The organism is Peptidiphaga gingivicola, assembly GCF_001652275.1.
In the GTDB taxonomy this organism is placed as follows: domain Bacteria; phylum Actinomycetota; class Actinomycetes; order Actinomycetales; family Actinomycetaceae; genus Peptidiphaga; species Peptidiphaga gingivicola.
The window spans coordinates 395,802-406,937 of record NZ_LVZK01000003.1 but is presented as its reverse complement, the minus strand read 5'-3'; the positions used below and the strand labels follow the sequence as shown (position 1 = coordinate 406,937).

Here is an 11,136-nt window from a genome sequence, read left to right as displayed (position 1 = left end):
AATGCCATAGAAACTCAACCCGCGAAAAATGTGTCTCCCTCTAGGAGGCGATACTTGAGCAAGACTGCTGTTGCCGTCGGCCGCCGCATTGAAGACTTGCAAAAAGGCGTCTTGACCGACAAAGCGTCGGCTCGCGCAGCTCTCGCGAAATTGCGCCGAGGAGTAAACGCGGATCCAGGCGAGATCGCCGACATCTGGGACTATACGCATGTGAATGATGTTCCCGACAGCGCTTCCGACGCTCCGACGCCGGAAGAGACGGCCGTTCATATCGCCATGACTCTGTACGCGATTCACCAGCAATCGCGGTCCGGCCCGATGCATAAGCCAGGCTTCGGATTTGGAAGAGCTGCCCGCGAGTTGATCGGAACGGAAAATGAGAACCCTTCCGCTCGCAGTCGCTTCAACGCTTTGGTCACCGCTTCGACTGTTGACGAGCTGCGCAGCCACCTCCGTTCTTTCGTCCAGCTCCTTCGATCGAAAGACATCGGTTTTGACTACGCTGCCTTTGCCGACGACCTCGTGATGTTCCGACGTCCGGGTGGTGATAAGAAAGTCAGACGCAGATGGTCGCGTGACTTCTACAATCTTCGGAAACCAGATGGCAACGAGGCCGAGTCCGTCGACGTCGAAGCTCCTGCTAGCTCCAGCCCGTCCTCGGATGCCAAATAAAACTCGGGCGTTAAAAGCGCCACAAAACAACCTAAAATAGGGGAAGAAAATGAGCACTTACATCGATGTTCACATTATCCAGAACATCCCGCCCAGCTGCGTCAATCGTGACGACACGGGTTCGCCGAAGTCCGCGATGTACGGCGGCGTGAAGCGCCTGAGGGTCTCGAGCCAGGCGTGGAAACACGTCACACGGAGCTATTTCGACGCGCACCTCGACAAAGAGGATCTGGGCATGCGGACCAAACGCGTTGTCAGCATTCTCGCCAAAGAAATAGGCCGTCAGGCGGAAGACCTTGAAAACGATGCTCAGGGGTTGGCCGAAGAGGTCTTCAAAGCCGCCAAAATCAATCTGAGCGAGCCGAGGGCGAAGAAGAGCGAGGAAGCATCAAAGAAGGCTAAGGAATCCAGCTATCTTCTGTTCCTCTCCAACAGACAAATAGCACAGCTTGCGGAACTGGCCGTGGAGAGTGCCCGTTCTGGCGAAGAGTTGGACAAGAAGGAAGTTAAGAAGGTCTTCAAGTCCGAGAACTCGATTGACGTTGCCCTCTTCGGCCGCATGGTCGCTGATGACGCCGACCTCAATGTCGATGCCGCCTGTCAAGTGGCCCACGCGATCTCGACGCATGCGGCCGAGAACGAGTTCGATTTCTTCACCGCCGTTGACGACGACAAATCTCGCGCCGAAGAAAGAGAGGACGCTGGCGCAGGAATGATGGGAGCCATCGAGTTCTCATCCGCAACGATGTACCGGTACGCCACGGTCAATCTCGACTTGCTGCATGAGAATCTGGGTGATGCTGAGGCGACGCTTCGAGCGCTGACCTCCTTCATCGAAGCCTTTGTCAAGACGATGCCGACGGGCAAGCAGAACACCTTCGCCAATCGGACGCTGCCCAGCATGGTGGCTGTTCAGGTGCGCGACGACCAGCCTGTTTCACTCGTTGGCGCCTTTGAAAGACCGGTCCTCAAAAGCGACACCGAGGGATTCGTGGCAAAGTCTGTACGCAAACTCGTTGAACATGAGAAGCAATTGGAGGAAGCCTTTGGCGTTAAGCCGCGGCGCGCCTTTGTGGTGAGCCTCGGGGACTATGAAGGGGCGGAGTCTCTCGGGGAGCAAGTCGCTTTCAACGACCTCACAGGCAAAGTGCGCGACGTCGTCGAGTCACGCCTTCCAGCCTCGGAGTGAGCGATGGCGGTACTGCTCTTGCGGCTCGCGGGCCCGTTGCAGGCCTGGGGCGTCAAATCCCGATTCACGGTGCGCGCTACAGAACTCGCCCCCTCAAAAAGCGGAATTCTCGGCATGCTGGCCGCCGCTGCCGGCAGGCGGCGCACTGACCCAATCGAGGACCTGTTGACGCTGCGTTTTGGCGTGCGAAAGGACCAACCGGGAACCGTGGTGCGCGACTTTCATACGGCGCACACGCTCGACGGTTCCAAATCGATGCCGCTGTCCAACCGCTACTACCTTTCCGATGCGGTTTTTTTGGCAGGAATAGAGGGGGAGAGCGCAGTGATCGAGCGGCTCGACCACTTTGTGCGGCACCCTTCTTTCCCTCTCTATCTTGGACGGCGTTCGTGCCCGCCGGCTCTTCCCGTTTCGCTTGGTCTGCGCGATGCGGATCTTCTCGAGGCTCTTAAAGATGAGCCCTGGCTGGCTTCGTATTGGTACCGAAAACGCAATCCCGACATCGGGGAGGTCGAGATTCTCCTTGACAAAGACGCTGTGCCCGAAGGAGAGCACACAAACGACCTTCGGGGCAGTCGCGATGTTCCACTTTCCTTTGATCCGCGACGACGTGAGTATTCCTTCCGGGATATCGAGCGGCACATGTTGAGAGTGAAAGACGAAGCCTTGCAGGAAGGCTCGGCGACGCGCTCTGGGCAGGGCGAAGACCATCATGACCCGATGGCGGAACTAGACGTTGTACCAGGGCGTGATTCCGAAGTCGGCTTGGACATGGGCCTTGGCGATGCGTCTGGGGAAACCGGGCCCGACCATCATAATCCGATGGCGGAGCTGTCTGAGGAGAATTAGCCATGCGAGGTGGAAGATGTATCTGACGAAGATAGAACTCGATCCGCGGCGTCGGTTCGCGAGAAGGCTGCTCGGCTCGCCGCAGGTGATGCACGCGGTCGTCATGAAGGCGTGCGATCTCGGCCGGAGTATCGACGGCGACCGGGGAGATCCGGCCGGAAGCACGTCGGAGGATTTGCCTGCACATGCCGAAACCCCGACGTCGATTGGTGTTGAAGCGTCGTCGGCCCGCGCAGAAACTTCTGCGGCTGGACGTGTGCTGTGGCGGGTCGACCAGGGGGGCTTCGGCGTCGCCCTGTACGTGCTCTCGCCCATGCGTCCGGACATGTCGCAAATTGAGGCGGACGCGACTTCGTCGCAGCTGGCTCGCACGCTCGATTATGAAGGTTTCCTTTCCCGGCTCGCCGAAGGTCAAACGTGGGCATTCAGGCTCGCGGCGAATCCCGTTCACAACGAGAACAGGGGGCCGGACAAGCGGGGCAAACGGTACGGACACGTGACTGCGAGGCAGCAGAGAGACTGGCTGCTCAGGCGCGCTGAGAAGCAGGGGTTCTCGATCCCGATGGCGTCCGCCGGGCCGGGGCTCACGAGGCACAGCGGGGATGGCCGGGCCGAGCGCGTCGAATTGGGGGAGAACGGCAAACTGGGAGGCGCCGCTGCACGCGAGCAAAACGTCGTTGCTGCCGAGGCGCTCGAAGGGTCAGCCGAGCAAGACGATGATCCGAATGATCGCGCCTCGCTCTTGGTTATCCGGCGCGAAAAACCTGTGTTCGACAGGAAGGATCGCGAGACCCAGAAGTCAGGCAGGGTTACGATTGGACGCGTCGTCTACGAAGGCATTCTCCGAATCGAGGACGTCAGGGCCTTTCGCCAGATGCTCATCAACGGGCTCGGCCCGTCGAAGGCATACGGCTGCGGTCTCATGACCTTGGCGCTCCCGAGGGAGTAAAGCGATGGCGCGCCTGCTTCCCGTTCCCGTCACGGCGCTTCCTCGCGCAGCCGACCGGATGTCCTTTCTCTACTTGGAGCATTGCGTCGTCCATCGTGAGGACGGCGCTGTGACGGCGCGCGACGACAAGGGCTTGGTTCGCGTTCCGGCTGCGTCGCTTTTGGCGGTGCTGCTGGGCCCGGGGACCTCGGTGAGCCACCAGGCGATGTGCCTTTTGGGCGAGTGCGGCACCACCGCAGTGTGGGTCGGCGAGCGCGGGGTTCGCTACTACGCTCACGGCAGGTCCCTGGCGACGTCGAGCAGGCTGCTCGTGGAGCAAGCGGCTCGTGTCTCCTCTCCGCAAAAGCGGCTGGCGGTTGCGAGGAAAATGTACACGATGCGTTTTGCAGGCGAAGACGTTGACGGATTGACAATGCAACAGCTGCGGGGACGGGAAGGCGCCCGCATTCGTTCCGTCTACCGTGAGAACTCGAAGCGTACAGGGGTGCCGTGGAAGCGCCGCGAGTACGAGTACGACGATTTCGACGCCTCAGATCCGATCAATCAGGCGCTGTCTGCCGCGCACGCCGCACTATACGGGGTGATCCACGCCGTCGTCGTTTCACTGGGATGCTCGCCGGGGCTGGGATTCGTTCACACAGGTCACGAGCGTTCCTTCGTCTACGACGTCGCCGATCTCTACAAGGCGGACGTGACGATACCGATCGCCTTCGACGTCGTCGCCGAAGACATGAGCGACATTGCCGCGACAACCCGACGCCGGGTCCGCGACCGAATATTCGAACTGAAGGTCATCGAGCGGTCGGTGCGCGACATCCACAAGCTTTTCGAGGTCGACGAGGAGGAAGACCTCCAGGTGAACGTCGTCTCTCTGTGGGACTACCAGCGCAAGGTCATCGCGGGCGGCATGAACCACGCGCTTGCCTTGGAGTCTTTGGACGACGAAGAGTAAGGTTGGGCAGCCGCATGGTCGTAATCATCCTTTCTGCGGCGCCCGCCGGGCTTCGCGGCGCGTTGACCCGGTGGCTGCTCGAAGTCTCGACAGGCGTATTCGTGGGGCATCTTTCGGGGCGCGTCAGGGATCAGGTGTGGGAGCTCATCGCAGAGAATCTCGGCCAAGGCAGAGCGTTGATGATCTATCCGGTCAGGTCGGAACAGCGATGTGCGATTCTCTCGCTTGGGCACGACCGCACGCCGCTCGACGTCGAAGGAATGCTCGTCATGCAAAGCCCTTGGAAGGCAGTCGAAGGCGGCGGGCGCAACGGCAAAGGGGCGCAGAGCTTCTCCGCGCCGGGCGTTTCGTCGGCCCCGAAAGAGTCATGGTCGATCGCCGCGCGAAGGCGTCGTTTCGGAGGCTCTCGACGACGATAGGACCGCATTTTAGTAAGAGAAGAGTTTGTGCTATCCGCGACAGTCGGCACCGCAGGATGCTTTGAGGCGTTTAGACGTCGAAGTGCACGATTCACAGCGGTTTCGGCGTCGCCGAGACCTTTGATTGTCAATGGTTTTCGCTTATGAGCAAAACAAACTTGAGGCGTTTCGCACCGTGGACGTGGGTGGCGGCGGGTGGGGGAGGGCGTGGGACAATGGCATCGTCGTTTCACGCACCACAGGAGTGTTGCTCATGTCCAAAAGATTCAACCCACCGCCGAACTGGCCGCCGGCGCCCGACGGGTGGACCCCTCCTGCTGGTTGGAGGCCCGATCCCGCTTGGGGCCCGGCCCCCGCTGGCTGGAACTTCTGGGTGGAGGACATCGACGTCGATGCCACCCTTCTTCCTTCGGCCTCGTCGCCGGCCGATTCGTCCGATTCGCCGTACGCGCCCGAGTCTTCATACGCATCCGACGACACTCGTTTCCCCGACGATTCGAACTCCTCCACGTCGCCTTCCCGGGGAGGTTCACTTTCCGCCGGAGATTCCGGCGACTTTGACCGGAGCACGAACTCTGCCGACGAAACCATTTCCCGCTTGCCGAGGCGTGCCTCGAGGAGAAGGAACGGCTCTGGCGCGCACGCAGCGCCGCCCGAGCAGCCGAGTTCGCAGCAGCGGACTCCGGATCATTCCGGGCAGGCGAATGCCGCGCCCGGCCCCGCTTTCAAGGCCGGCGCCGCGCCAGAGTCTTCGCGCCCGAGGTTCGCGTCCGCGGGCTCTGCCGGAGGCGGACAGCCTTTCGTCCCCGGAGGGCGAAACGTCCCGGCCGGGGGCCAAGCCCCCTCAGACAGCGGTTCCGCCCCGGGTGCCTTCTCGACGCCGTCGGCCTACTCGGCGCCAAGCTCGGAACGTCCCGCTTCCGCGCCTGGCTCACGGCAATTCGAATCTGGCGGCGCGCAGCCGACGTCTGCTTCGGGACAAGTGGGCTCTGACTCCGAGCAGTCTCCGGGGCAATCCGCCTTCCGCCCGGGGCGGCCTCCGTTCCATCCGGGACCGGCAGGCTCCGGGCAGCCAATCCCCGGTGGCGGTCAGTCGGAGTCACGTTCGGCTCAGTCGGCGCCTGGCTTAGGCCGGTCGGCGCCTGGTTCTGCGCAGTCGGCACCTGGTGCGGGTCGGTCGGGTCCTGGTACAGGTCGGCCAGCGCCTGGTTCTGCGCAGTCGGCGCCCGGTGCAGGGCAAGCCGCGCCCGCGCGGCCTCCGTTCGGCGCACCCGCGCCGGGTCCTTCACAGGCTGGGCCGGCGCCGTCGGCTTCGTCGTCGTCCTCTGCTCAAAGTTCCGGTTATCAACCCACCGAGCGATACAGCTTCGCCGACCAGCCGGGTTTCCAGCAGCCGGGCTCGTCAGGCCAACCGGGTTTTCCGCAGTCAGGTGCGTCAGGCCAGCCGGGGTTCCCTCCATCGGTTTCTTCGGCTCCATCGGGTTTTGGGGGTTCGGGCTCGTCAGGCCAGTCGAGGCTCCAAGGGCCCCCAAGCCAGCAGGGGCTCGAGGGCTCCTCGGGGCAGCCGGCATTTACGCCGTCGGCCGGCCCGCAAGCGGGATTCGCCTCGCAAGCCGGGATCGGGCAGTCCGCGGAACCTGGAACTTCGGCCCCCGAAAGCCAAATGGCGGGAGGGGCGTTGCCGAGTTCGGGAGTCGATTACTCCGCTCAGGGCCAGGGCCCGAGCCAGCCGACCTACGGAGCCTCGTCGGACTTCGGTACCGGTATGCCCTTCGGCCTTGACGGCACGCCTCGAAAGTCCTTCCTCACAAGCAAAGCCGGTTTGGCGGTTATATCGGTGGTGGCCGTCATCGCCATCGCCGCCGCGATCATCTTCTTGCCAAAACTGATGAAGGACGACAAGGAGGAATCCACCGGCAAGTCTTCGCCGTCCACGTCCACGACGACGTCGCCCCGAAGCAAGAGTCCCGACCCCCATAAGCCGACGGACGACGAAAGCACTCCGGCGAGCACGGTCGCCCCCTCCAAACCGACCCGGCCTGCGCTCACCGGCACGTTCAAGGAATACCAGGGCGACGGTCCTCAAACGATAGACATCCAAAAGCCCCAGGGAAGCCGGCCTGTTCTTCTTTACTTTGAAGTCAATCCGGCGTCGAATTACGGACTCTTCCTTTTTGAGGCTGAGGACGCCGGCGGATCGGAAACGGAGCGTTTTGGCGGAATGGTCAAGGACGAGAAGGCGACGGGCACCTTCCCGCTCGACGCCTTCGCCAACGGGAAACAGACGTCGAAGATCAAGGTGACGGCCCCCGGCCCATGGATGATCCGCGTTTATCCGATCTCTTCTATTCCAACGATTTCGCAGGGTGCGACTATAGCCGGAAACTCATATGAGACCTTCTTGTATCGCGGGGGCGAGGCATCGGCGACCTTCAAGTACGTTGGCAACACCTCCAAAGGGCGAATCACCGGCACTCTGTGGCCCACCGACGGCAGCTCCAAGGCGAATTCTTTCATCAAAGAACAAAAGGCAGCCGTTGAAAAGGATGTCACTATCCCGGCAAAGACCAGCGAAAGTTTGATTTTGATCGACACCACGGGAGGCAATTGGTCCCTGGAGATCCCCTAAGCTTGGGGATCGCCTGAACCTGGAGATCCCGCAAACCTCGAAAGCCCACGGAACGGCGTTTCTACAGGCCGCCTGCGTGGCCCCTAAAGCCCGTTGTCGATGCGAGCCCGCCAAGGCCGGGCTCGCATCCCGTTCGCCTTGGCTTCGAACGCAAGCAGACCTGACGCGCAGACCGTCCGAATTGTGAGATGAGAATCCCGTATTTTGAACAGCCGATATCCTAGATCCATGACGTCCATAGACCTCGCAGTGATTCCCGGCGACGGAATCGGCCCTGAAGTTGTGGCAGAAGGCCTGAAGGTTCTCGATGCGGTGTGCGAAGCCCTCGGCGGGCCGGAAATCGCAACCCACACATACGACCTTGGCGCACGCCGGTACCTCGCAACGGGCGAGACCCTCACGGACGCGGACCTCGAAGACATCAAGGGGCGCGATGCGATCCTCTTGGGGGCGATAGGCGATCCCCGAGTCCCCTCGGGCGTGCTGGAGCGCGGCCTCCTCCTCAAGCTGCGTTTTGCGCTCGACCATTACGTCAACCTCCGGCCAAATAGGCACTATCCGGGAGTGCCGACGCCGTTGGCCGACTCGGGCGGCATCGACTTTCTCGTGGTTCGCGAAGGGACCGAGGGGCTTTACTGCGGCAACGGCGGCGTCGTCCGGCAGGGAACCCCCCACGAAATAGCGACCGAAGTGTCAGTCAACACCGCCTACGGCGTAGAGCGCGTGGTGCGATACGCCTTCGCCAAGGCTCAGGCGCGTCCCCGCAAGAAGCTCACATACGTGCACAAGCACAACGTTCTGGTCAACGCCGGCGGACTGTGGCGGCGCGTCGTCGAGGAGGTCGGCGCGGAATATCCCGACGTCGCAGTCGACTACATGCACGTGGACGCCGCGACGATCTTCCTAGTCACCGATCCCGCCCGATTCGACGTGATCGCGACGGACAACCTGTTCGGCGACATCCTCACCGACGAAGCCGGCGCGATAACAGGCGGGATAGGGCTTGCCGCCTCCGGGAACATCAACCCCGAGAAGGCCTTCCCGTCCATGTTCGAGCCGATCCACGGATCGGCCCCCGACATCGCGGGCAAGCAGATCGCCGACCCTACGGCGACAATCGCCTCGGTGGCTCTCATGTTCGACCACCTCGGGCTCGCCGAGCACGCCCGGGCGATCGAGGACGCGATCGAATCCGACATGGCCGCAAGGGCTTCCGCAGCCGAGGCGGGCGCACCTTTGAAACGTTCGACGTCGGACGTCGGAAACGCCGTTGCGGCTCTGGTCCGCGGCTGAGATACGAGCCTTGCTGCACGCTGAAACGGGCGTGCCGCGAACCGTGCGGCACGTGGATCGCCGAGGCGATCGGAATCGCCCGGTGCCGATCTGGCACTAGAATCGACTCATTGCCCCGAGAAAGAAGTGATCTTATGAGTTACACGGATCTTGAACTGGCGTCGATGGAGGCCGTGCCCGCCGCCGACGACCTTGTCGGCACGTGGGATGTCAGGCCCAACCCGCATCCGGCGAGCGACGCCGAACGCGAAGGAGTGCTTGCCGCCCCGGGATTCGGAAAGCGGTTCTCCGATCACATGGCCCACGCCGTGTGGACGCCGGACAAAGGGTGGCACGACTTCAGGATCGAAGCATACGGCCCGCTTTCCTTGGACCCCGCCGGCGCGGTGCTGCACTACGGCCAAGAAACGTTCGAGGGGCTGAAGGCCTACCGTCACGAGGACGGTTCGATCTGGACGTTTAGGCCCACGTACAACGCGGCCCGCCTCAACCATTCCAATCGGCGGTTGGCAATACCCGAGCTCGAACACGAGGCCTTCATCGGATCGCTCGTCAACCTCGTGCGCCAAGACGCCGCGTGGGTTCCCAACGCGCCCGGCTCCTCCCTCTACCTCAGGCCGTTCATCTTCGCCTCCGAAGCGTTTCTGGGCGTCCGCGCCGCCGAACGCTACGAGTACTTGGCAGTCGCCTCGCCCTCGGGCGCGTACTTCACCAACGGCTTCCAACCGATCGACGTGTGGGTAGAACGCGAATTCCACCGCGCCGGCCCTGGAGGAATGGGCGACGCGAAGACCGGAGGCAATTACGCCTCCTCCCTCTTGCCCAAGACGATCGCGCACGAGGGCGGATACGACGAGGTCATGTTCCTCGACGCAGCCACCGACACGAACATCGACGAGCTCGGCGGCATGAACGTCTTCGTCGTGATGTCCGACGGGTCGATCCGCACCCCGAAGCTCACCGGCAACATTTTGGCGGGCTGCACCCGCTCGTCGATTCTCCAGCTTCTGCGCGACGACGGCGCGGACGTCCGCGAAGAGACCCTTGCCTTGGCCGATGTGCTGGCCGGAATCGAGAGCGGCGCCGTCGCCGAGATGTTCGCCTGCGGAACGGCTGCGGTCATCACGTCCATCGGCTCCCTCTCCGGCAAAGACTTCCGAGTGGAGATCCCCGGAAACAAAGTGACGAGAACGATTTACGACCGAATCACGGGAATCCAGCTTGGAAAGGTCGAAGACCGCCACGGTTGGCTCTATCGGCTCGCTTAGTCGAGCGGCAGAGCCTGGCGTCGGCCGCTCGTCAAAGCCCGGTGCCTACCGCTTTCCGGAGGCCCACGGCGTCCGCCTTCCGGAGGCCGACGGCGCCGCCGGCCTCCCCTCCCGATTCGACCTGCTCGAATCGCGCCCTCTTTCGGTCGCTTTGAACTTGGCGCTTGACCACGCCGTCGCAGAGAGCGTCGCAGGCGGCGTGCGCCCGGCGGCTGTTCGCCTCTGGAATTGGAGTGAAACGGCGGCGGTGATCGGCTCCTCGCAGTCGTTGAGCAACGAGATCGACGTCGAAGCCGCGAAAAAACGCGGAATCGCACTGGCGCGGCGGGCAAGCGGGGGAGGGACGATGTATATGGACCCCGCCCGGGCGGTCGCCTACTCGGTGATCGTGCCAAGCGCGGCCCTTTCAGGCCTGAGCCTGCGCGAATCCTATGCCCTGTGCGATTCGTGGGTTCTGCGTGCCCTGAAGGAAATGGGGGTGCCGGCCTTCTACATGCCGATCAACGACATCGCCACCCTCGACGGAAAGATCGGCGGCGCCGCCCAACGCAGGCTCGCCGGGGGAGCGACGATCCATCACGCCGTCATGAGCTGGGAGATCGAAACCGAGCAGCTGCTGGCCGTCACCCGGCTCTTCCGGCCGGACACCGGCGCGCGCGGCACGAAAAGCGCGCAGAAGAAGGTGGTGGGAATCCGCTCCTACGTCGACGCGGCACGCGAGGACGTCATCGACGCGCTTCGCCAATCGCTGGCGCGCGGGCGCACGGTGAGAAGAGCAAAGTACCGCCCCGACGAGCTGATCGCCGCCGAGAGCCTCGCCAAGGCCAAATTCGCCGACCCGGCCTGGCTGGCGCGCATTCCGTAGTGCCCTTAGGCCGGCAGCTGACGATACTTCATGGCGAAGCGTGCCTTCTTC

11 protein-coding genes are annotated in these 11,136 nt (G+C 62.8%); 10 read left to right on the top strand and 1 reads right to left on the bottom strand.

Features of this window, described 5'->3' with window-relative positions:
• The first annotated feature begins 54 nt into the window (after positions 1–54).
• Genes casB through cas2e form a run of 6 tightly spaced genes read left to right on the top strand, consistent with a single transcriptional unit; the run spans position 55 to position 5,030 of the window.
• The gene (casB, locus tag A4H34_RS10325) at positions 55–672 is read left to right on the top strand and encodes a type I-E CRISPR-associated protein Cse2/CasB (protein ID WP_231871035.1); all 618 of its coding nucleotides are present in this window, start codon (positions 55–57) and stop codon (positions 670–672) included.
• A 49-nt stretch (positions 673–721) separates the two neighbouring features.
• Positions 722–1,861 (top strand): type I-E CRISPR-associated protein Cas7/Cse4/CasC, encoded by a 1,140-nt coding sequence (gene cas7e, locus A4H34_RS10320; protein ID WP_064232032.1) that lies wholly within the window; start codon positions 722–724, stop codon positions 1,859–1,861.
• Between the two features lie 3 nt (positions 1,862–1,864).
• Positions 1,865–2,710: a type I-E CRISPR-associated protein Cas5/CasD gene (gene cas5e, locus A4H34_RS10315; protein ID WP_082903209.1), complete on the top strand. Its 846-nt coding sequence runs from the start codon at positions 1,865–1,867 to the stop codon at positions 2,708–2,710.
• 16 nt (positions 2,711–2,726) lie between these two features.
• Entirely contained in the window at positions 2,727–3,659 is a 933-nt protein-coding gene (gene cas6e, locus A4H34_RS10310; protein ID WP_064232031.1) for a type I-E CRISPR-associated protein Cas6/Cse3/CasE, read from the top strand.
• A 4-nt stretch (positions 3,660–3,663) separates the two neighbouring features.
• Positions 3,664–4,611 carry a type I-E CRISPR-associated endonuclease Cas1e gene (gene cas1e / locus A4H34_RS10305; protein WP_064232030.1) on the top strand — a complete coding sequence of 316 codons (948 nt, stop codon included), beginning with the start codon at positions 3,664–3,666 and terminating at the stop codon, positions 4,609–4,611.
• Positions 4,612–4,625: 14 nt separating this feature from the next.
• The gene (gene cas2e / locus A4H34_RS10300; RefSeq protein ID WP_064232072.1) at positions 4,626–5,030 is read left to right on the top strand and encodes a type I-E CRISPR-associated endoribonuclease Cas2e; all 405 of its coding nucleotides are present in this window, start codon (positions 4,626–4,628) and stop codon (positions 5,028–5,030) included.
• Between the two features lie 141 nt (positions 5,031–5,171).
• On the opposite strand, the gene A4H34_RS11115 is transcribed toward cas2e, so the two are convergent.
• The gene (locus tag A4H34_RS11115; protein WP_138587077.1) at positions 5,172–5,540 is read right to left on the bottom strand and encodes a hypothetical protein; all 369 of its coding nucleotides are present in this window, start codon (positions 5,538–5,540) and stop codon (positions 5,172–5,174) included.
• Between the two features lie 1,153 nt (positions 5,541–6,693).
• On the opposite strand from A4H34_RS11115, the gene A4H34_RS10290 reads away from it, so the two are divergent.
• The 4 genes from A4H34_RS10290 to A4H34_RS10275 all read left to right on the top strand — a co-directional run bounded on the left by A4H34_RS10290 (position 6,694) and on the right by A4H34_RS10275 (position 11,085).
• On the top strand, positions 6,694–7,659 hold the full coding sequence (locus A4H34_RS10290; protein WP_156510326.1) for a hypothetical protein: 966 nt from the start codon (positions 6,694–6,696) through the stop codon (positions 7,657–7,659).
• A 228-nt stretch (positions 7,660–7,887) separates the two neighbouring features.
• Positions 7,888–8,952, top strand: coding sequence for a 3-isopropylmalate dehydrogenase (locus A4H34_RS10285; protein ID WP_064232027.1), 1,065 nt, complete (start codon positions 7,888–7,890; stop codon positions 8,950–8,952).
• A 134-nt stretch (positions 8,953–9,086) separates the two neighbouring features.
• Complete coding sequence (locus A4H34_RS10280; RefSeq protein ID WP_064232026.1) at positions 9,087–10,220, top strand: branched-chain amino acid aminotransferase; 1,134 nt, start codon at positions 9,087–9,089, stop codon at positions 10,218–10,220.
• Complete coding sequence (locus tag A4H34_RS10275; protein WP_064232025.1) at positions 10,174–11,085, top strand: lipoate--protein ligase family protein; 912 nt, start codon at positions 10,174–10,176, stop codon at positions 11,083–11,085. The genes A4H34_RS10280 and A4H34_RS10275 overlap by 47 nt, the downstream gene beginning before the upstream one ends.
• Positions 11,086–11,136: the final 51 nt, after the last annotated feature.